The 20,191-nt window shown below is 69.3% G+C and carries 18 protein-coding genes; 14 read left to right on the top strand and 4 right to left on the bottom strand.

The window, feature by feature from the left end; all coding sequences use genetic code 11:
- Positions 1-16 precede the first annotated feature (16 nt).
- From ASE01_RS19020 to mshC, 4 genes are read left to right on the top strand one after another with little or no spacing between them, the layout of a single operon-like run.
- Positions 17-739: an MSMEG_4193 family putative phosphomutase gene (locus tag ASE01_RS19020; protein ID WP_056756086.1), complete on the top strand. Its 723-nt coding sequence runs from the start codon at positions 17-19 to the stop codon at positions 737-739.
- A 21-nt stretch (positions 740-760) separates the two neighbouring features.
- Positions 761-1,315, top strand: a complete 555-nt coding sequence (locus ASE01_RS19015) for a DUF3090 domain-containing protein (RefSeq protein ID WP_056756083.1) — start codon at positions 761-763, stop codon at positions 1,313-1,315.
- Positions 1,312-2,046, top strand: a complete 735-nt coding sequence (locus ASE01_RS19010; protein WP_056756080.1) for an SCO1664 family protein — start codon at positions 1,312-1,314, stop codon at positions 2,044-2,046. The genes ASE01_RS19015 and ASE01_RS19010 overlap by 4 nt, the downstream gene beginning before the upstream one ends.
- 34 nt (positions 2,047-2,080) lie before the next feature.
- Positions 2,081-3,316, top strand: coding sequence for a cysteine--1-D-myo-inosityl 2-amino-2-deoxy-alpha-D-glucopyranoside ligase (mshC, locus tag ASE01_RS19005; RefSeq protein WP_056756078.1), 1,236 nt, complete (start codon positions 2,081-2,083; stop codon positions 3,314-3,316).
- Between the two features lie 110 nt (positions 3,317-3,426).
- On the opposite strand, the gene ASE01_RS19000 is transcribed toward mshC, so the two are convergent.
- The gene (locus ASE01_RS19000) at positions 3,427-4,272 is read right to left on the bottom strand and encodes a PAC2 family protein (protein ID WP_414858538.1); all 846 of its coding nucleotides are present in this window, start codon (positions 4,270-4,272) and stop codon (positions 3,427-3,429) included.
- A 65-nt stretch (positions 4,273-4,337) separates the two neighbouring features.
- On the opposite strand from ASE01_RS19000, the gene metH reads away from it, so the two are divergent.
- Positions 4,338-8,135: a methionine synthase gene (metH, locus tag ASE01_RS18995; RefSeq protein ID WP_200958925.1), complete on the top strand. Its 3,798-nt coding sequence runs from the start codon at positions 4,338-4,340 to the stop codon at positions 8,133-8,135.
- A gap of 16 nt (positions 8,136-8,151) precedes the next feature.
- Here the strand turns inward: metH and ASE01_RS18990 are convergent, their stop codons facing one another.
- Complete coding sequence (locus ASE01_RS18990; RefSeq protein WP_056756070.1) at positions 8,152-8,820, bottom strand: lysophospholipid acyltransferase family protein; 669 nt, start codon at positions 8,818-8,820, stop codon at positions 8,152-8,154.
- A 72-nt stretch (positions 8,821-8,892) separates the two neighbouring features.
- On the opposite strand from ASE01_RS18990, the gene ASE01_RS18985 reads away from it, so the two are divergent.
- Positions 8,893-9,534 carry an HAD family hydrolase gene (locus ASE01_RS18985; RefSeq protein ID WP_235536105.1) on the top strand — a complete coding sequence of 214 codons (642 nt, stop codon included), beginning with the start codon at positions 8,893-8,895 and terminating at the stop codon, positions 9,532-9,534.
- On the opposite strand, the gene ASE01_RS18980 is transcribed toward ASE01_RS18985, so the two are convergent.
- Positions 9,506-10,411 (bottom strand): RecB family exonuclease, encoded by a 906-nt coding sequence (locus ASE01_RS18980; RefSeq protein WP_082606231.1) that lies wholly within the window; start codon positions 10,409-10,411, stop codon positions 9,506-9,508. The two genes, ASE01_RS18985 and ASE01_RS18980, sit on opposite strands and share 29 nt — an antisense overlap.
- Positions 10,412-10,461: 50 nt before the next feature.
- Between ASE01_RS18980 and ASE01_RS18975 the strand changes: the two genes are divergently transcribed.
- The 3 genes from ASE01_RS18975 (at position 10,462) to arc (ending at position 14,509) form a co-directional block, all read left to right on the top strand.
- A complete protein-coding gene (locus ASE01_RS18975; protein WP_056756067.1) occupies positions 10,462-11,592 on the top strand; it encodes a site-2 protease family protein in 1,131 nt (376 codons plus the stop codon).
- A 9-nt stretch (positions 11,593-11,601) separates the two neighbouring features.
- Positions 11,602-12,552 carry a tRNA (adenine-N1)-methyltransferase gene (locus tag ASE01_RS18970; protein ID WP_082606229.1) on the top strand — a complete coding sequence of 317 codons (951 nt, stop codon included), beginning with the start codon at positions 11,602-11,604 and terminating at the stop codon, positions 12,550-12,552.
- Between the two features lie 193 nt (positions 12,553-12,745).
- Complete coding sequence (arc, locus tag ASE01_RS18965) at positions 12,746-14,509, top strand: proteasome ATPase (RefSeq protein WP_082606228.1); 1,764 nt, start codon at positions 12,746-12,748, stop codon at positions 14,507-14,509.
- Between the two features lie 202 nt (positions 14,510-14,711).
- Here the strand turns inward: arc and ASE01_RS18960 are convergent, their stop codons facing one another.
- Complete coding sequence (locus tag ASE01_RS18960; RefSeq protein WP_056756062.1) at positions 14,712-15,545, bottom strand: DUF1206 domain-containing protein; 834 nt, start codon at positions 15,543-15,545, stop codon at positions 14,712-14,714.
- Positions 15,546-15,622: 77 nt separating this feature from the next.
- Here ASE01_RS18960 and dop point away from each other — a divergent pair, with 77 nt between their 5' ends.
- From dop to ASE01_RS18935, 5 genes are all read left to right on the top strand, one after another.
- Positions 15,623-17,131 (top strand): depupylase/deamidase Dop, encoded by a 1,509-nt coding sequence (dop, locus tag ASE01_RS18955; protein ID WP_056756059.1) that lies wholly within the window; start codon positions 15,623-15,625, stop codon positions 17,129-17,131.
- Positions 17,132-17,148: 17 nt separating this feature from the next.
- Positions 17,149-17,346: a ubiquitin-like protein Pup gene (locus ASE01_RS18950; protein WP_056756054.1), complete on the top strand. Its 198-nt coding sequence runs from the start codon at positions 17,149-17,151 to the stop codon at positions 17,344-17,346.
- A 6-nt stretch (positions 17,347-17,352) separates the two neighbouring features.
- Positions 17,353-18,207 (top strand): proteasome subunit beta, encoded by an 855-nt coding sequence (gene prcB / locus ASE01_RS18945; protein ID WP_056756051.1) that lies wholly within the window; start codon positions 17,353-17,355, stop codon positions 18,205-18,207.
- Positions 18,204-19,028 (top strand): proteasome subunit alpha, encoded by an 825-nt coding sequence (gene prcA / locus ASE01_RS18940; RefSeq protein WP_056756047.1) that lies wholly within the window; start codon positions 18,204-18,206, stop codon positions 19,026-19,028. The genes prcB and prcA overlap by 4 nt, the downstream gene beginning before the upstream one ends.
- Before the next feature lie 242 nt (positions 19,029-19,270).
- The gene (locus ASE01_RS18935; RefSeq protein ID WP_056756045.1) at positions 19,271-20,170 is read left to right on the top strand and encodes a hypothetical protein; all 900 of its coding nucleotides are present in this window, start codon (positions 19,271-19,273) and stop codon (positions 20,168-20,170) included.
- Positions 20,171-20,191: the final 21 nt, after the last annotated feature.

Below are 20,191 nucleotides of genomic sequence, written 5' to 3'. Positions count from 1 at the left end.
TGGATAGGGTCACGTCATGGCCACGATGCTGCTGGTCCGTCACGGACGGACGACCGCGAATGCCTCCGGCCTGCTGGCGGGCAGGACACCAGGCGTCCTGCTCGACGACACCGGGGTCGAGCAGGTGGCCCGGACGGGCGCGCGGATCGCCGCCGTGCCGATCGTGCGCCTCGTGACCAGCCCCCAGGAGCGCTGCAAGCAGACCGCGAAGGCCATCGGCGAGGCACAACGCGAGGCGAAGCACCCAGTCACCCGCGCAACGACCGAGCGCGGGCTCGCCGAGTGCGACTACGGCGAGTGGCAGGGTCAGGCCATCAGGACCCTGCTCAAGGAGCCGCTCTGGCGCACCGTGCAGCAGCAGCCCTCCGCTGTGACGTTCCCGGGCGGTGAGTCGATGGTGGTCATGCAGCACCGCGCCGTGTCCGCCGTACGACGCATCGACGCCGCCGTCACCGCCGAGCACGGCGCTGACGCGGTCTGGGTCGCCGTCAGCCACGGCGACATCATCAAGGCGCTGCTCGCCGACGCCCTCGGCCTGCACCTCGACCTCTTTCAGCGGATCAACGTCGACCCCGCGTCGGTGTCGGTGGTGCGGTACGCCGCCGACCGGCCCTACGTCCTGGCGACCAACACACATGCCGGCGACCTGTCCTGGCTCGCTCCCCGACCCGCTGCCCGCAAGCGCAAGCGGCCCGCCGCCCACGGCGCCGTGGTCGGCGGCGGCGCCGGACCTTCCTGACCCGTCGATAGGCTGTTCGTCATGCCGATCGTCCACGGATTCGACCCACCCGAACGCTTCGTCGCGGGAACCGTCGGAGAGCCCGGAGCCCGGACCTTCTTCCTCCAGGCCACCGCCGGGCCCCGCACGGTGTCGGTCGCGATCGAGAAGCAGCAGGTGGCGGCCCTCGCGGAGCGCGTCGACGAGCTGCTCGACGAGGTGATCGCCGACGGCGGCACCGAGGCCGTCGTCCCCGCGGTCGCTCCGTTCGAGCTCGCCGACGACGCCCCCCTCGCCCAGCCCATCGAGGAGGAGTTCCGCGCCGGCACCATGACGCTGTCCTGGGACCCGTCCGACGAGCGGGTCGTCATCGAGGTGTTCCCCGTCGGGGAGGAGCCGGTCGAGCTCGCCGACGGCGAGGAACCCGACGAGATGCTCCTGGTACGGCTCGAGGCCCGTCAGGCCCGGGCGTTCGTCAAGCGGGCCGAGCTGGTGGTCGGCGCAGGCCGACCCACCTGCCCGTTCTGCGGTCAGCCGATCGATCCCGATGGCCACCTCTGCGTTCGGGCGAACGGCTTCAAGCGCCGCGACCCATGATCATCAAGGGCCGGATCATGCCGGCCTCCAACGCGACCTTCCTCGCCGAGGTCGACGGGCTCGAGGTCGTCTACAAGCCGGTGGCGGGGGAGCGCCCCCTGTGGGACTTCCCCGACGGGACGCTCGCCGACCGTGAGGTCGCTGCCTACCTCGTCTCCGAGGTCATGGGCTGGGACATCGTTCCGCGCACCTGGTGGGACGAGGGGCCGCACGGTCCCGGGATGGTGCAGCACTGGAAGGAGATCGATCCCGACCAGGACGCCGTCGACCTGGTCCGCGCCGGGACGACCCCCCAGGGGTGGTTGTCGGTCTTCGAAGGTCGGGACGACCGGGACCGGCCGGTGACGCTCGTCCACGAGGACTCGGCCGCCCTGCGCCGGATGGCGGTCTTCGACATCGTCGTCAACAACGCCGACCGCAAGGGTGGGCACGTCCTGGCGATGGCGGACGGCCACCGCCATGGCGTCGATCACGGCATCGCCTTCCACCATGACCCGAAGCTCCGCACAGTGCTGTGGGGCTGGGCGGGCAGCGCGCTGGAGCCGGACGAGGTGGCGGCGGTCGAGACCGTCCTGGCGGCTCTGCGCGGGGACCTGGGTGATCAGCTGGGCCTCCACATCGCCCAGCACGAGCTCACCGCCCTCGAACGACGCACCGAACGACTCCTCGCCGCCGGTCACCTGCCCAACCCGGAGGGGAGCTGGCCACCCATCCCGTGGCCTCCCTTTTGAAGGTCCCACGCACCGAGCAACTAGCATCGCGTCCATGCGCGCATGGAACGCTCCGGGTGTCCCGGTCCTCCCGGTCACCGGCCCCCCTGTCGTCCTCCACGACACCTCGTCCGGTGGTGAGGTGGAGAGCAGCCCCGAGGGCACTGCGCGTCTGTACGTCTGTGGCATCACGCCGTACGACGCCACCCACATCGGCCACGCGAACACCTACATCGCCTTCGACCTGCTGAACCGGGCGTGGCGCAACGCCGGTCACGACGTCCGCTTCGTGCAGAACGTCACCGACGTCGATGACCCGCTGCTCGAGCGCGCGACGAAGGTCGGTGTCGACTGGGTGGAGCTCGCCGAGCGCGAGACCGAGCTCTTCCGCACCGACATGGAGGCCCTGCGGGTGCTCCCGCCGGCGGCCTACGTCGGAGCGGTCGAGTCGATCCCGCTCGTCATCGATCTGATCACCCGGCTCGAGGTGGGCGGATCGATCTACCGCGTCGAGGACGACCTCTACTTCTCAGTGACTGCCGACCCGGCGTTCGGTGCCGAGTCCGGCTACGACCGCGAGACCATGCTCCGCTTCTTCGGCGAACGCGGCGGTGACCCGGACCGTGTCGGCAAGAAGGACCCGCTCGACTGCGTCGTGTGGCGTGGCGAGCGCGAGGGCGAGCCGTCCTGGGAGAGCCCGTGGGGTCCCGGCCGGCCCGGTTGGCACATCGAGTGCGCTGCGATCGCGCTCGACGAGCTCGGTGGGCACTTCGACGTCCAGGGTGGCGGCAGCGACCTCGTCTTCCCGCACCACGAGATGTGCGCCGGTCACGTCCAGGTGGCGACCGGTGAGCCCTTCGCCAAGATCTACTCCCACGCCGGGATGGTGGCCTACGACGGCGAGAAGATGTCGAAGTCGAAGGGCAACCTCGTCTTCGTGTCCGCGTTGCGCAACAGCGACATCGACCCGATGGCGATCAGGCTCACCCTGCTGCGTCATCACTACCGCACCGACTGGGAGTGGACCGACGACCAGCTCTGGACGGCTGTCGACGACGTCGCCAACTGGCGACGCGCCCTGGCACTCGGCGCCGGAGCCAGTGCGGCGCCGGTCGTCGAGGAGATCCTCGCTGCGCTCGCCGACGACCTCGACGCGCCGCGAGCGACCGCTGCCGTCGACGCCTGGGTCGCTGCGACGCTGGGAACCGACGGTCTGGCCGACACGAGTGACCCCGACGCCGCGATCACCCTGCTCCCGGTGCTCGACGCCGCTCTCGGGCTCAGCCTGTAGCAGTCTGGTCGCTCCGCGGGGTGTGCGGTTTGGTCACAAACCACATCCTCGTACGGCGTGTCGTTGCGGTTTGGGACCAAACCGCAACGATCTGAGCCCTCAGGACGGACTCAGTCCTTCTCGTCACGTCTCTTGAGGTACCGCTCGAACTCTCGCGCGATCGCCTCACCCGACGCCTCGGGCAGGTCCGCGGTGTCACGCGACTCCTCGAGCGAGCGGACGTAGTCGGCGATGTCCTCGTCCTCCTCGGCGAGCTCGTCGACCCCGCGCTCCCAGGCCCGGGCCTCCTCGGGCAGGTCACCCAGCGGCACCGGGATCTCGAAGAGGTCCTCGAGCCGGCTCAGCAGCGCGAGCGTGGCCTTCGGGCACGGCGGCTGCGCGACGTAGTGGGGCACCGCTGCCCAGTAGGAGACAGCGGGCAGGTCGACGCGCGAGCAGGCGTCCTGCAGCACGCCCACGATCCCGGTCGGCCCCTCATAGGTCGACTGCTCGAGGTCGAGCTTCTCCATCAGGTCGATCTCGGTCGAAGATCCCGACACGGGGATCGGACGCGTGTGGGGGCTGTCGGAGAGCAGGGCCCCGAGGGTGACCAGGAGCTCGCCTCCGAGCTCCTCGATCACCTCGATCAGCTCGTCGGTGAACTGGCGCCACTTCATGTTCGGCTCGATCCCGCGGATCAGGATGACGTCGCGGTCCAGGTCCGGAGGGGAGGCCACGGAGACGTGGGTGCTGGGCCAGGTGAGCTTGCGGAAGCCGTTCTCGTCGATGCCGACGGTGGGCCGGTTGACCTGGAAGTCGTAGTACTCCTCCGGGTCGATCGCGGCGACGACCCGGGAGTTCCACACCCTCATCAGATGATCGACCACCGCCGTCGCTGACTCGGCTGCGTCGTTCCATCCCTCGAAGGCAGCGATCACGACCGGGCGTACCAGGCCGGTGACCGTCTCGATCTCCATCACTCTTCCAGCCTAGTCGGGCGATCACGAGTAACATGGGCAACAGTCGAGAGGCGTTGCAACGGATGCAGATCACCAGGTCTGGTCCGCCACGCTCGGCAGAGTTAAGGACGCCTTCCGTCAAGGAAGGACTCTCAGTGGACGCCCTCGAGCCCAACATCCGCCCAGACTGCACCGACGAGCTGACCCGCGCGCTGGGAGAGCGGATCCTCGTGATCGACGGAGCCATGGGCACGGCGATCCAACGGGACCGTCCCGACGAGGCCGGCTACCGCGGTGAGCGGTTCAAGGACTGGCCCAGCGACGTCCAGGGCAACAACGACCTCCTGACCATCACGCAGCCCCAGATCATCGCGGGCATCCATCGCGAGTACCTCGAGGCCGGAGCGGACATCCTCGAGACCAACACGTTCAACGCGAACGCCGTCTCGCTGGCCGACTACGACATGGCCGACCTGTCCTACGAGCTCAACTACGCCGGCGCTGCGCTGGCCCGCGTCGAGTGCGACGCGCTGAGCACGCCGGAGAAGCCGCGGTACGTCGCCGGCGCCCTCGGCCCGACCACCCGGACCGCGTCCATCTCCCCGGACGTCAACGACCCGGGCGCACGCAACGTGTCCTACGACCAACTGGTGGCGGCCTACCTCGAGGCCGCCAACGGCCTCGTCGACGGCGGCTCGGACCTGATCTTCATCGAGACGATCTTCGACTCGCTCAACGCCAAGGCCGCCATCTTCGCCGTCGAGACCCTCTTCGAGGAGCGCGGCCGACGGTGGCCGGTCGTCATCTCGGGCACCATCACCGACGCCTCCGGTCGGACCCTGTCGGGCCAGGTCACCGAGGCCTTCTGGAACGCCGTTCGGCACGCCCGGCCCCTCGCGGTCGGCCTGAACTGCGCCCTCGGTGCCCCCGAGATGAGGCCGTACATGGCCGAGATCTCCCGGATCTCCGACACCTTCGTGTCGAGCTATCCCAACGCCGGACTGCCGAACGCCTTCGGCGAGTACGACGAGTCACCGGAGCGCCAGGCGGGCTACATCGCCGAGTTCGCCGAGGCCGGTCTGGTCAACCTGGTCGGTGGCTGCTGCGGCACCACACCCGCTCACATCGCGGAGATCGCCAAGGTCGTCGAGGGCAAGGCTCCCCGTGAGCTGCCCGAGATCCCCGTCGCGACCCGGCTGTCGGGCCTCGAGCCGCTGAACATCACCGAGGACTCGCTCTTCGTCAACATCGGTGAGCGCACCAACATCACCGGCTCGGCGCGCTTCCGCAACCTGATCAAGGCCGAGGACTACGACACGGCCCTGTCGGTCGCGTTGCAACAGGTCGAGGTCGGCGCGCAGGTCATCGACATCAACATGGACGAAGGCATGATCGACGGCATCGCCGCGATGGATCGGTTCACCAAGCTGATCGCTGCCGAGCCCGACATCAGCCGCGTCCCGGTGATGATCGACTCCTCCAAGTGGGAGGTCATCGAGGCCGGACTGAAGAACGTCCAGGGCAAGCCGATCGTCAACTCGATCTCCATGAAGGAGGGCGAGGAGAAGTTCATCCGCGAGGCCCGGCTGTGCCGCAAGTACGGCGCCGCCGTCGTCGTGATGGCCTTCGACGAGCAGGGCCAGGCCGACAACCTCGAGCGCCGCAAGGAGATCTGCGGCCGCGCGTACCGGATCCTGACCGAGGAGGTCGGGTTCCCGGCCGAGGACATCATCTTCGACCCGAACTGCTTCGCCCTCGCGACGGGCATCGAGGAGCACGCGACCTACGGCATCGACTTCATCGAGGCCTGCGCCTGGATCAAGGAGAACCTGCCGGGCGTGCACATCTCCGGCGGCATCTCGAACGTCTCGTTCTCCTTCCGTGGCAACAACCCGGTCCGCGAGGCGATTCACGCCGTGTTCCTCTTCCACGCCATCAAGGCGGGGCTCGACATGGGCATCGTGAACGCCGGTGCGCTCGTGCCGTACGACTCGATCGACCCCGAGCTGCGCGACCGGATCGAGGACGTCGTCCTCAATCGTCGTGAGGATGCCGCCGAGCGTCTCCTGGAGATCGCGGAGCGGTTCAACAACTCCGGCGACGCCAAGGAGGAGGCAGCAGCCGCCGAGTGGCGCAGCCTGCCGGTCCGGGAGCGGATCACCCACGCGCTGGTGAAGGGCATCGACGCCGACGTCGAGGCGGACACCGAGGAGCTGCGGGCGGAGATCTCCGCCGCGGGCGGCCGCCCGATCGAGGTGATCGAGGGACCGCTGATGGACGGCATGAACGTCGTCGGCGACCTGTTCGGCGCCGGCAAGATGTTCCTCCCCCAGGTGGTGAAGTCGGCCCGGGTCATGAAGAAGGCCGTCGCCTACCTGCTGCCGTTCATCGAGGCGGAGAAGCAGCCCGGCGACGTCGAGACCACCAACGGCACCATCGTGATGGCGACCGTGAAGGGCGACGTCCACGACATCGGCAAGAACATCGTCGGCGTGGTGCTGCAGTGCAACAACTACACCGTGATCGACCTCGGGGTGATGGTGCCTGCCCAGAAGATCCTGGATGCCGCCAAGGAGCACGGGGCCGACATCATCGGTCTGTCCGGGCTGATCACGCCCTCGCTCGACGAGATGGTCAACTTCGCCGTCGAGATGGAGCGCCAGGGCCTGGACATCCCGCTGCTGATCGGTGGCGCCACCACCTCGCGCGCCCACACGGCCGTCAAGGTCTCGCCGCGTCGTACGGGACCCGTCGTGTGGGTCAAGGACGCGTCGCGTTCGGTCCCGGTCGCCGCCGCGCTCCTCGACGACAAGCAGCGCCCGGCCCTGCTGGAGGCGACGGAGAAGGACTACGCCTCGTTGCGCGAACGGCACGCCCAGAAGCACGAGCGCCCCACCGTGACGCTGGAGAAGGCCCGGGTCAACCGGACCCCGATCGAGTGGGACGGCTACGCCCCGCCCGTACCCCAGCAGCAGGGCGTGCGGGTCTTCACCGACTACGACATCGCCGAGCTGCGCGAGTACATCGACTGGCAGCCGTTCTTCAACGCCTGGGAGATGAAGGGCAAGTTCCCCGACATCCTGAACAACCCGGTGTCGGGCGACGCGGCACGCAAGCTGTACGACGACGGCCAGGACATGCTCGACCGGATGATCAAGGAGAAGTGGCTGACCGCCAGCGGTGTCATCGGCTTCTTCCCCGCGAACGCCGTCGGCGACGACATCGAGGTGTACGCCGACCCGGAGCGGACCCAGGTCCTCCAGGTCCTGCGCAACCTGCGTCAGCAGGGCGAGCACCGCGACGGCATCCCGAACCGCTCGCTCGGCGACTTCGTGGCGCCGAAGGCCACCGGTCTCGACGACTACGTCGGCGCCTTCGCGGTCACCGCCGGGCTCGGCAGCCAGACCAAGATCATGGAGTTCAAGGAGGCGCTCGACGACTACAGCGCCATCCTGCTGGAGTCCCTGGCCGACCGTCTCGCCGAGGCATTCGCCGAGCGGATGCACGAGCGGGTCCGCAAGGAGTTCTGGGGCTACCAGCCCGACGAGGAGCTCAGCAACGAGGCACTGATCGGCGAGAAGTACGTCGGCATCCGGCCCGCCCCCGGCTACCCCGCCTGCCCGGAGCACACCGAGAAGCAGACCCTCTGGGAGCTGCTCGACGTGACCACGAACACCGGCATCGAGCTCACCGAGTCGATGGCGATGTGGCCCGGTGCCGCGGTCAGCGGCTGGTACTTCTCCCACCCGCAGTCGCAGTACTTCGTCGTGGGCCGCTTGGCCCAGGACCAGGTCGCCGACTACGCCACCCGCAAGGGCTGGACGCTGAAGGAGGCCGAGCGCTGGCTCGGCCCCAACCTCGGCTACAACCCGGAGGACTGACCCTCACCGGGTGGACTCAGGCCGTGGCCGGGTGCTCGTTGTAGGTTCCAGCGAGCACCTGGCCGGTGAGGGCGTGGACGGCGTCCATGATCTCGTCCGTGGCCTCGCGCCGTGCTCGACCCGGTGCGAGGCCCTCGAAGCGTCCCGCGAAGTCGATCGGCTGACCGAACCTGACCGTCACCTTCGCGAGGCGGGGCAGGGTCGAGTCGACCGGCTGCAGCTCGGCGGTGCCGATCAGCCCGACGGGCACCACCGGCACGCCCGCGGTCAGTGCGAGCTGGGCCACTCCCGTGCGCCCCCGGTACAGCCGTCCGTCCCTGGAGCGGGTGCCCTCGGGGTAGATCCCGAACGCCTCACCGCGGCCCAGGATCTCGAGCGCGACGTCCAGCGAGTTGAGCGCCGCCCGGCTGTCGTTGCGGTCCACGGGGACCATGCCGAGTCCCTCGAACCACGCCTTCATCATCCGGCCCCGGATCCCGGTGCCGGTGAAGTACTCCGCCTTGGCGAGGAAGGCCACCTTGCGCGGCGCCACGATCGGGATCACCACGCTGTCGGCGAAGCTGAGGTGGTTGCTCGCGAACAGGACCGGCCCGGTCATGGGCACGTTCTCGACGCCCTCCACCCAGGGCCTCCAGATGGTGCGGGCGATCGGAGGGACGGTCGCGTGGAGCACCTCGTAGAGCACGCCCCCACCCTAGGCCCGGAAGGTGCGCGACCTGGCGTCGGGCGGATGTCGTGAACATGACACCATCGAGGCGTGAAGCTCGCGGCAGTCCTGTGGGACATGGACGGCACCCTGGTGGACACCGAGCCCTACTGGATGGCCACGGAGACAGCGATCGCCGAGGAGCACGGCGGGACGTGGACCCACGAGGACGCGATGAGCCTGGTCGGCAACGACCTGCTCGTCTCGGGGGAGTACATCAAGGCGAAGCTCGACCTGCCCCAGTCGCCCGCGGAGGTCGTCGAGATGCTGCTCGACGGTGTCGTCGCCCAGGTCCGGCACTCGGTGCCGTGGTGCGAGGGTTCCCGAGAGCTCTTGCTCGCCCTGCGCGCCGCCGACGTACCGTGCGGACTGGTGACGATGTCGTACCAGCGCTTCGTGGCACCGATCCTCGAGCACCTGCCGCCGGAGACCTTTCGGGTGATCGTGACGGGTGACATGGTCGCCGAGGGCAAGCCGCACCCCGAGGCCTACCTCACCGCGGCCGCTGCGCTGGGCGTCGACCCGGCCAACTGCGTCGCGATCGAGGACTCCCCGACCGGTGCGAGGTCTGCCGAGGCGGCCGGGTGCCGGGTGCTGGTCGTGCCGAACCACGTTCCGGTGCCGGAGGGACCCCGTCGCGTCTTCCGGGACTCCCTCGTCGGGATCAGCCCGTCGGACCTGGCGTCTCTCTGATCGACGGCCCCCGGACCGGGTACGGCGGGGGAGTGCCGCCGTACGCCGGGCAGATCGCCGCGTGGGCGCACCACCGGCAACCGGCGCCCTTGCGCGCCTCGAACTCCTGTTTCTCGGTGGCGGCCCGGATCGCGTCCCAGACGGCCAGCACCTTGCGCTCGGTCGCGAGCAGGTCCTGCTCGTCGGGCTCGTAGCGCAGCACCTCACTGTTGCCGAGGTAGATGAGCTGGAGCATCCGGGGGACGACGCCACGCATCCGCCAGAGCACGAGCGCGTAGAACTTGAGCTGGAAGAGCGCCTTGCCCTCGAACATCTCGCTCGGGCTCGCGCCCGACTTGTAGTCGACGACCCGGATCGCGCCGTCGGGGGCGATGTCGACCCGATCGATCACGCCCCGGAGCAGCACCTTGGCATCGGTCAGCGCCTCGACGTACAGCTCGCGTGCCGCGGGCTCGAGCCGGGTGGGGTCCTCCAGGTCGAAGTACGTGCGAAGCACGTCGTGGCAGGTGACCAGCCAGTCGGCGATCTCCGGCCCGTCAGCAGGGAACATGTCGAGGACGGCGGGCTCGAGCTGTTGCAGCTCCTCCCAGGCGGGGGCCAGCATCTCGTCGGCACGCTCCGGAGTCCGCTCCGCGGCGGGAACGTCGAAGAGCTGCTCGAGGACCCGGTGCACCACGGTGCCGCGGACCGCGGCCGGGGAGGCGGGCTCGGGAAGGCGGTCGATGCTGCGGAAGCGGTAGAGCAGCGGACAGTTGAGGAAGTCGCCCACCCGCGAGGGGGAGAGCGCCCCCAGGACGTCGACACCGTCGACGCGGGTGCCGCCGCGCTCGGACGGGTCGGCCGGCTCGATGCCCGCCGCGGTCGAAGTGCTCGTCATGGGTTCGACACTAGGTCAGGCCTCCGACACCTGCCGGATAGCCTCATGGTGTGTCCGTACCGTCGCCCGCCCCGCCACGCACCCCCGTGCCGCGCGGCATGTTCCGGATCGGCCGGATCGCGGGCAGCGACGTCCTGGTCTCGACCTCGTGGTTCGTCGTCGCGGCACTGATCGCGTGGATCATGGGCCCGCGGGTCGACCAGGTCGAGCCCGGGCTCGGCGGGTGGAAGTACGTCGTCGGCGTCGCGTTCGCGATGGCGCTCTACCTGGCGATCCTGCTGCACGAGGCCTCGCACGCCGTGGTCGCTCGCCGGTTCGGCTTCCGCGTCGAGTCGATCACCCTGCACTTCCTCGGCGGCGCGACCGCGATCGAGGGGGAGGCTCGCCGGCCGCGCCAGGAGTTCTGGATCGCGGTCGTCGGTCCGATCACGTCCCTGGCGGTCGGTGCGACCGCTCTCGGGCTCTGGTTCGTGACGCCCCCCGGGCTCCTGCGACTGGTGGTCGAGGGGCTGGCCGGCGCCAACCTCGTCATCGGAGTCCTCAACCTCGTCCCCGGCCTGCCGCTCGACGGTGGCCGGGTGCTCAAGGCCGGGGTGTGGGCGGCGACCGGGCGCGTCCACACCGGCACCCGGGTCGCCGCGTGGGGTGGGCGGGTCACCGCGGTCGCCGTCGTGGTCTGGGCCGCCCTGAGCGCTGGCGCCGGCGGCGTCGTGAACCCGATCGTGCTGGTGATCGTCGCCATCTTCCTGTGGACCGGTGCGAGTCAGTCACTGGCCGCCGCGGCCGTCGTCGAGGGCTTCTCCAAGGTCGTCGCCCGCGACCTCGCCCGTCGTACCCTCGCCGTGCCCGAGGATCTCCCGCTCGCCGAGGCCGTCCGTCGCGCCCAGGAGGCGGAGGCGGGCAGCATCGTCACCACGACCTCGGACGGACGTCCTGTCGGCGTCGTCGACCAGCAGGCAGTGACGGCGATGCCGGACGAGCGCAAGCCCTGGGTCGCCGTGTCGACCGTGGCCCGCAGCCTCGCGGACGGTCGCACGCTCCCGGTGTCGATCTCGGGGCCGGACCTGCTCACCGCGCTGCGTGAGGTGCCCGCATCCGAATACGTCCTGATGGCCGAGGACGGCGGCATCCACGGAGTGCTCGCGACGGCCGACATCGTCCGGGCGATGCGCAACCGATAGATTGCGCCGGTGAGTGAAGCGACCCCTGACGTACCCGAGGACGCCTGGTCCGGCGTGCACCGCGGCCCCCTGCGCGAAGGAGAGTGGGTCCGCCTGCTCGACGGCAAGGGTCGCCGCCACAACTTCGCCCTCGAGCCCGGGAAGCGCTTCTTCTCGAACAAGGGCCACCTCGAGCACGACGAGCTGATCGGTCGCGAGGAAGGCTTCACCGTCACCTCGTCGGTCGGTGGCGAGTACCTCGTGTTCCGACCGCTGCTGTCGGAGTACGTCGTCTCGATGCCCCGCGGCGCGGCCGTCGTCTACCCCAAGGACTCGGCCCAGATCATCGCGATGGCCGACATCTTCCCCGGTGCACACGTCGTCGAGGCGGGCGTCGGGTCCGGCGCGCTGACCTGCTCGCTGCTGCGCGCCGTCGGCCCGCACGGCCGGGTGTCGTCGTACGAGCGCCGTGAGGAGTTCGCCGACGTCGCCCGTCGCAACGTCACCCAGTTCTTCGGTGGCGACCACCCCGCCTGGCAGCTCACCCTCGGCGACCTCGCCGAGGCGCTCCCGGCCTCGGGGGAGCGGTGCGACCGCATCATCCTCGACATGCTCGCGCCCTGGGACTGCCTGGACGCCGCCGCCGAGGCGCTGCTGCCCGGCGGCATCGTCTGTGCCTACGTCGCCACGACGACCCAGCTCTCGAAGTTCGTCGAGGCCGTGCGCTTCCACGGCGGGTTCACCGAGCCGGCGCCCTGGGAGTCCCTCGTCCGCGACTGGCACGTCGAGGGTCTCGCCGTGCGGCCCGGTCACAAGATGATCGGCCACACCGCGTTCCTCGTCACCGCCCGACGGATGGCCCCCGGTCAGCGCGCTCCGCTCAAGAAGCGTCGTCCCGCCCCCGGAGCCTACGGACCCGACTACGACGGTCTCCGCCCTCCCGGTGTGCCTGCGTTGCCGGTCGAGCCCACCGACGACTGAGGTGTGAATCGTTGCGGTTTGGTCCCAAACCGCAACATCAGGGCCCGAATTGATGCGGTTTGGGACCAAACCGCATCAATTCTCGACGCCGCTCCCTCCCTCCTCCCACCGCAACCGAAACGTTGCATTCAAAGCGTGGCGAAGCACTTCCGCGTCACACGCCGCCGAGTAGGGTCGGTTCAGGAGGTGTGCCATGACGAACATGGGAGAAGGCACTTCGGGAAACCACGGGTCGGCGAGCCAGCAAGAGCTCGAGGACCAGGTCCGTTTCCTCGAGGACGAGATCCGCGCCCTGCGCCGCCGTGCGGCCGAGACGCCCGGAGCGTCGGCCCGCACGATCGAGTCGAGGCTGGCTGACACCCAGCGCTCACTCGCAGCGGTCACGGCCCAGAACGAACGGCTCGCCAGCACCTTGCGGGATGCGCGCGACCAGATCATGAAGCTGAAGGAGGAGGTCGACCGCCTCGCCCAGCCGCCTGCCGGCTTCGGCACCTTCCTGCAGCGCAACGAGGACGACTCGGTCGACGTCTTCACGGGTGGTCGCAAGCTGCGCGTCAGCGTCAGCCCCGCCGTGGAGCTCGACACGCTGCGCCGTGGGCAGGAGGTCATGCTCAACGAGGCGCTCAACGTCGTCGCGGCCTTCGACTACGAGACCGTCGGTGAGGTGGTGATGTTCAAGGAGCTGCTCGCCGACGGCGACCGGGTCCTGGTGATCGCCAACGCCGACGAGGAGCGCGTCGTACGCCTCGCCGAGCCACTGCTGACCGAGAAGCTGCGCGCGGGGGACTCCCTGCTGCTGGACTCCCGCGCCGGCTACGTCTACGAGAAGGTGCCGAAGTCCGAGGTCGAGGAGCTCGTCCTCGAGGAGGTCCCGGACATCACCTACGAGACCATCGGTGGTCTCGGCAGTCAGATCGAAATGATCCAGGACGCCGTCGAGCTGCCCTACCTCTACCCGGACCTGTTCCTCGAGCACGAGCTGAAGCCCCCCAAGGGCATCCTGCTCTACGGTCCTCCGGGTTGCGGCAAGACGCTGATCGCCAAGGCGGTCGCCAACTCGCTGGCCAAGAAGGTCGCTGCCAAGACCGGCGAGAGCGGCAAGGCGTACTTCCTCAACATCAAGGGCCCCGAGCTCCTCAACAAGTACGTCGGCGAGACCGAGCGACACATCCGGCTGGTGTTCCAGCGCGCCCGGGAGAAGGCCAGCGAAGGTACGCCGGTCATCGTCTTCTTCGACGAGATGGACTCGCTCTTCCGCACCCGTGGCTCAGGCGTCTCCTCGGACGTCGAGAACACCATCGTCCCGCAGTTGCTGAGCGAGATCGACGGCGTCGAGACCCTCGAGAACGTGCTGGTCATCGGTGCGTCCAACCGCGAGGACATGATCGACCCCGCCATCCTGCGGCCGGGCCGCCTGGACGTGAAGATCAAGATCGAGCGACCCGACGCCGAGTCGGCCCGCGACATCTTCAGCAAGTACCTCACGACCACGTTGCCGCTGCACGCCGAGGACGTCGCCGAGTTCGGTGGGGACCGTCAGGCCACGGTCACCGGCATGATCCGGGCCACCGTCGAGCGGATGTACACCGAGACCGAGGAGAACCGCTTTCTCGAGGTGACCTACGCCAACGGTGACAAGGAGGTCCTGTACTTCAAGGACTTCAACTCCGGCGCCATGATCCAGAACATCGTCGACCGGGCGAAGAAGATGGCCATCAAGGACTTCATCGACCACTCGCAGAAGGGTCTGCGGGTCTCACACCTGCTCCAGGCCTGCGTGGACGAGTTCAAGGAGAACGAGGACCTCCCGAACACCACCAACCCGGACGACTGGGCGCGGATCTCGGGCAAGAAGGGCGAACGGATCGTGTTCATCCGCACGCTCATCACCGGCAAGCAGGGCACCGAGCCCGGCCGATCGATCGACACCGTGTCCGACACGGGCCAGTACCTCTGACCCCGGGTTCCCACCCGGTTGCCATGATGTCCACGAACCACCCCCGACCCTCCTGAAGGAGCCCTCATGAAGAAGATCGCCCTCGTCCTGCTCGTCGCCCTCGGCGTCACGGCTGCCGTGAAGGTCGCCAAGTCGCGCTGACGACGTCCGTACGACGGGCCCCGCACCTCAGGTGCGGGGCCCTTCGTCGTCCCGGGCCGGCTCATTCCGCACGGAGGTACCACGCGCGGACCAGGTGGTAGGCCCCGAAGCAGGCGAGCCCGACAGCGACCGCCACGGCCAGCCACGGGCCGGCGACCTCATCGCGGTAGCGGACGATCGCCTGGTCCAGTCCCGAGCCCTGCGGCCGATCCTCCAGGCCGGCGCGGACGACCAGGAGGCCGACGACACCGAGCGCGACGGCACGGCTCAGGTAGCCGGCGCGGGCGAGGACCTCGACGGCCCGCCCGCCGTGACCGGTGTGCCCCTCGACCTCGAGGTCCTTGCGCCACCGGTCGCTCGCCCCGCGCCAGGCGCTGGCCCCGGCCACCCCGAGAACGACAGCACCGGCCAGCACGAACAGTGCCGGGCCGACGGGCGAGCCGAGCGCCGCGCCGGTGAGTCCACCGCCATCGCCGCCACCGCCGCTGCCCCCGCCGCCGCCCCCGACGGCGGTGCGCACCGCGAGCACCGCCAACGTCGCGAGCACCACCGCGCGGCCGGCAGAGCCCGCCCGCGAGAGCTGGCGGCGCAGGCCGTCATGGTCGCGGTGGCCGCCAACGGCTTGGGCCAGCTGCCACACGACGAGGGCTGCCAGACCGAGGGCGGAGAGCCAGAGGGCCGCCGCGCCCCAGGGCTTCTGCGCCATCTCGGAGAATGCCCCCTGGCCCGATGCCGAGCCTGCCGGGTCGCCCAGCGCCAGCTGTGCAGCCAGCCAGCCGATGATGATGTGCACGACGCCGTAGGCCACGAAGCCCAGCCGCGCCAACCGGTCGACGACCGGATGGTCGCGCGCGTCACGCGCCGCCTTCTCGGCGGCGTCCCCCCTCGCGCCCATGATGTGCCTCCTGTGCGGCAGTGGTACCCGGGAGCGTCCCATCCATCCCGCCGGGACTGCCCGCGTAGGGTGGATGCATGAGCGTGCGCCGAGTGATGGGCACCGAGATCGAGTACGGCATCTCGGTCCAGGGGCAGCCGACCGCCAACCCGATGGTCGCCTCGTCCCAGGTCGTCAACGCCTATGCGACCGCCACCGTGCTGGCGCGTCGCGCGCGCTGGGACTTCGAGGAGGAGTCGCCGCTGCGCGACGCCCGCGGCTTCGACATGTCGCGCCACGTGGCCGACCAGAGCCAGCTCACCGACGAGGACCTCGGGCTGGCCAACGTCATCCTCACCAACGGCGCGCGGCTGTACGTCGACCACGCCCACCCCGAGTACTCCACGCCCGAGGTCGTGACCCCGCTCGACATCGTGCGCTGGGACAAGGCCGGCGAGCAGGTCATGCACGACGCCGCCCGGCTCGCGCAGAACCTGCCCGGCAACCCGCAGATCGTGCTCTACAAGAACAACACCGACAACAAGGGTGCGTCGTACGGCGCCCACGAGAACTACCTGATGCGACGCTCGACGCCGTTCGCGGACATCGTGCGCCACCTGACGCCCTTCTTCGTCAGCCGTCAGGTCATCTGTGGTGCCGGTCGGGTGGGCAAGGGCCAGGACGGCCGCACCCACGGTTTCCAGGTGAGCCAGCGTGCCGACTTCTTCGAGGTCGAGGTCGGTCTCGAGACGACCCTGAAGCGTCCGATCATCAACACCCGGGACGAGCCGCACGCCGACCCGGAGAAGTACCGCCGCCTGCACGTCATCATCGGCGACGCCAACCTGTCCGAGATCTCGACGTACCTCAAGGTCGGCACGACCTCGCTCGTGCTGGCCATGATCGAGGACCGCTTCATCAGCCGCGACCTCTCCGTCGACATGCCGGTCGCCTCGCTGCGCGCCGTGTCGCACGACCCCACCCTCCAGCACGTCGTGACCCTCGCCGACGGCCGGCACCTCACCGCCATCCAGCTCCAGCTCGAGTACCTCGACCTCGCCAAGAAGTACGTCGAGGACCGGTACGGCGCCGACGCCGACGAGCAGACCGTCGACGTCCTCGCGCGCTGGGAGGACGTGCTCAACCGGCTCGAGTCCGACCCGATGTCACTGGCCGACCAGCTCGACTGGGTTGCGAAGCTGAAGCTGCTGGAGCAGTACCGCTCGCGTGACGGCCTCGCCTGGGACGACGCGAAGCTGCAGCTCATCGACTACCAGTACTCCGACATCCGCCCCGAGAAGGGTCTTTACCACCGACTCGTGAAGGCCGGCCGGATCCAGCGCCTGCTCACCGACGAGTCCGTGGACACCGCGATGACGGTGCCGCCGGAGGAGACCCGGGCGTACTTCCGCGGGCGTTGCCTCGAGAAGTACGCCTCCGACATCGCCGCCGCGTCGTGGGACTCGGTCATCTTCGACCTCCCCGGTCGCGAGTCGCTGCAACGCGTCCCGACCATCGACCCGCTGCGTGGCACGCGTGCCCATGTGGGTGCGCTGCTCGATTCCTGTGAGACCGCAGAGGAATTGGTCCGCGCACTCAGCCGCTGAGTGGATAGGGTTGCGACATGGCCCAGGAACAGAAGCAGCCCCGCAAGGCCGAAGACGTCGAGGAGACGACCGACGTCACCACCGAGTCGGATGTCGCCGAGCGCAAGGAGTCCCTCGACGGCGACGTCGATGCGATCCTCGACGAGATCGACGACGTGCTGGAGTCCAACGCCGAGGACTTCGTCAAGTCGTTCATCCAGAAGGGCGGGGAGTAGCCCCGTATGAGTGACGCACGCATCCCGGCCGCGTTCCTGCGCCCGGGCACCTCGTCCTTCAGCGACTTCGTCGCGGAGAACGCACCCGACCTGCTGCCGGCCCGTCGATCGCTGCCCGCCGGCAGCGCCGCCGACATGGCCCCGCACGGCACCACGATCGTCGCGGCGACCTTCCCGGGCGGCCTGGTCATGGCCGGAGACCGCCGTGCCACGATGGGCAACGTCATTGCCCAGCGCGACATCGAGAAGGTCTTCCCGGCAGACGAGTACTCCGTCGTCGGGATCGCCGGCACCGCCGGCCTCGCCGTCGAGATGGTCCGGCTGTTCCAGGTCGAGCTCGAGCACTACGAGAAGATCGAGGGCACGATCCTCTCCCTCGACGGCAAGGCCAACCGCCTCTCGGCGCTGATCCGCGCCAACCTCGGCATGGCAATGCAGGGCCTGGCCGTCGTCCCGATGTTCGCCGGCTTCGACCTCGACCGCGGCGTCGGCCGGATCTTCGGGTACGACGTCACCGGCGGACGCCATGAGGAGGCGGCGTTCTTCACGGTCGGCTCCGGCTCGCTCTTCGCCCGGGGTGCGCTGAAGAAGCTCTACCGCGACGACCTCAGCCCCGACGACGCCGTACGCGTCTGCCTCCAGGCGTTGTACGACGCCGCCGACGACGACTCCGCCACCGGCGGACCTGACCTGACCCGTCGGATCTTCCCGGTGGTCTGGGTGGTCACCGCCGAGGGCGCCACCCGCCTCGGAGACGACCAGCTCGGCCAGTTCGCCGACCAGCTGGTCGCTGCCCGGATGGTGCGCCCCGACGGACCCAACGCCCCGCTACCCGGCGGCGCACAGGAGGCACGCCCATGAGCACGCCGTTCTACGTCTCGCCCGAGCAGCTGATGAAGGACCGGGCGGACTTCGCCCGCAAGGGCATCTCGCGCGGACGCTCGCTCGTCGCGGTGCAGTACGCCGACGGCGTACTCCTCGTCACCGAGAACCCGTCCAAGGCGCTCCACAAGGTCTCCGAGCTCTACGACCGGCTCGCGTTCGCGGCCGTCGGTCGCTACAACGAGTTCGAGAACCTCCGCATCGCCGGCGTCCGGCTCGCCGACATGCGCGGCTATTCCTACGACCGCCGTGACGTGACCGGCCGCGGCCTGGCCAACGCGTACGCCCAGACCCTCGGCACGATCTTCTCCTCGGGCGGCGAGAAGCCCTACGAGGTCGAGATCTTCGTCGCCGAGATCGGCGCCACCGCCGCTGACGACCAGATCTACCGCCTCACCTACGAGGGCAGGGTCGCCGACGAGCACGGCTACGCGGCGATGGGCGGCGACGCCGACACCGTGTCGTCCTACCTCAAGGAGCACTACACCGACGGTGCCGACCTCGCTGACGCGCTGCACGTCGCCGTCGCCGCGCTCGGCCACACTGCCAACGAGCGCGGCGAGGTCCAGGACCGGGTCATCCCCGTCGAGGACCTCGAGGTCGCCGTGCTGGACCGTACCCGCGTCCAGCCCCGCAAGTTCCGCCGGATCCTGCCCGCGAAGCTGGCCGAGGTGCTCGCCGACCGTGGTCCGTCAGAGACCGCGCCGGCCGTGCACTCCTCGGAGACTCCGACTGATCTGCCTGCTGATCTGCCTGGTGATGCTGGTGGTGAGCCGCCGGTGGCTCCGCCGCTGAGCTGAGCCGTTGTCGTTGCGGTTTGGTCCCAAACCGCAACGATCCAGAGCTCCACGACGCGGTTTGGGACCAAACCGCACCGTCGAGCGACCCTCCGCGATCCACAGGAAGGCTGGCGCGGCAGGTTCTCCACAGCCCGTCGTTGAGGGGTTGAGCCAGGCCGTCCCGACGACGAATCCTGAGCCGCATGGAAGTCGGACCGGACGGGGCCATTCGCGGTGAGGTGCGTGTGGCAGGCCATCAGCGTGTGCTGCATGGCCTGTACCGCCCGGAGACCCCTGAGCTGTCGGAGCGCGCGAACTTCCTGCTCGACCTGTCGGCACTTGCTCTGATCCTGCCGGGCGGGGCGAAGTTCACCCACGTGACGGGAGCGCGACTGCTGGGCTGGAAGTTGCCGAACCTTCCTGAACACGTGCCGTTCTTCGTGGCGGTTCGCGATTCGAAGCGGCCCCGCCGGCCCGGTCTGATCTGTGCGCGACTGACCCACGAGTCCGGTGGTCTGGTCGTCGACGGACTTCCGGTCGAGGCGCCTGAGGAGATCCTCCTCAGAGCCGCGCGCGACCTCGGCGATCTCGACCTCGCCATCATGGTCGATTCAGCCGTCCGACTCGGTCACGTCAACGAGGAGCTGATGGCGCCCGTCCTCAACTCCCGGCGGCCGGGCGTACGACGCCTTGCCAGGGTGTGGGCTGGCCGCGACGGCAAGGCCGAGTCACCGGGGGAGACGCTGCTGCGCAAGTTCCACGACGCCATGGAGGTGCCGACCAGGTCGCAGGTCGACATCGTGGTCGACGGCCGCTTCGTCGCGCGAGCCGACCTGCTCGTGACCGGGACCCAGAACCTTCACGAGTACGACGGAGCTGGTCACCGGCGGGCGTCGACCCACCGCAAGGACCTCCGCAGGGAACGAGCGATCGCCGCGGCGTCGTACACGAGAAGGGGCTACACGCTGGACGACCTGCTCAATCACCCGGCGGTCCTGATGCACGAGTTCGATTCGCTGCTCGGGCGAAGTCATCAGGTGCGCCGGCTCCGCGTGTGGCGGTCGATGGTCGGAGACTCGCTGTACTCGGAGACCGGACGGGCCCGAATCATGAACCGTTGGTACCGGTCGACCAACCCCGTCGAATGGGCACGAACTGCATGAGTTGAGCCCGTATCGTTGCGG

The organism is Nocardioides sp. Root190, from assembly GCF_001428565.1.
In the GTDB taxonomy this organism is placed as follows: domain Bacteria; phylum Actinomycetota; class Actinomycetes; order Propionibacteriales; family Nocardioidaceae; genus Nocardioides.
This window is presented reverse-complemented; position numbering and strand designations above follow the sequence as displayed.

What these genes read in the sequence shown, in the direction of transcription:
- ASE01_RS19000 (WP_414858538.1), bottom strand. Translation starts at nt 4,272, where the DNA reads ATGGAGATCGAGACGGTCACCGGCCTGGTACGCCCGGTCGTGATCGCT.
- metH (WP_200958925.1), top strand. Translation starts at nt 4,338, where the DNA reads ATGCAGATCACCAGGTCTGGTCCGCCACGCTCGGCAGAGTTAAGGACG.
- ASE01_RS18960 (WP_056756062.1), bottom strand. Translation starts at nt 15,545, where the DNA reads ATGGGCGCGAGGGGGGACGCCGCCGAGAAGGCGGCGCGTGACGCGCGC.
- ASE01_RS19015 (WP_056756083.1), top strand. Translation starts at nt 761, where the DNA reads ATGCCGATCGTCCACGGATTCGACCCACCCGAACGCTTCGTCGCGGGA.
- arc (WP_082606228.1), top strand. Translation starts at nt 12,746, where the DNA reads ATGACGAACATGGGAGAAGGCACTTCGGGAAACCACGGGTCGGCGAGC.
- ASE01_RS18950 (WP_056756054.1), top strand. Translation starts at nt 17,149, where the DNA reads ATGGCCCAGGAACAGAAGCAGCCCCGCAAGGCCGAAGACGTCGAGGAG.
- ASE01_RS19020 (WP_056756086.1), top strand. Translation starts at nt 17, where the DNA reads ATGGCCACGATGCTGCTGGTCCGTCACGGACGGACGACCGCGAATGCC.
- prcB (WP_056756051.1), top strand. Translation starts at nt 17,353, where the DNA reads ATGAGTGACGCACGCATCCCGGCCGCGTTCCTGCGCCCGGGCACCTCG.
- prcA (WP_056756047.1), top strand. Translation starts at nt 18,204, where the DNA reads ATGAGCACGCCGTTCTACGTCTCGCCCGAGCAGCTGATGAAGGACCGG.
- ASE01_RS19010 (WP_056756080.1), top strand. Translation starts at nt 1,312, where the DNA reads ATGATCATCAAGGGCCGGATCATGCCGGCCTCCAACGCGACCTTCCTC.
- mshC (WP_056756078.1), top strand. Translation starts at nt 2,081, where the DNA reads ATGCGCGCATGGAACGCTCCGGGTGTCCCGGTCCTCCCGGTCACCGGC.
- ASE01_RS18980 (WP_082606231.1), bottom strand. Translation starts at nt 10,411, where the DNA reads ATGACGAGCACTTCGACCGCGGCGGGCATCGAGCCGGCCGACCCGTCC.
- dop (WP_056756059.1), top strand. Translation starts at nt 15,623, where the DNA reads ATGAGCGTGCGCCGAGTGATGGGCACCGAGATCGAGTACGGCATCTCG.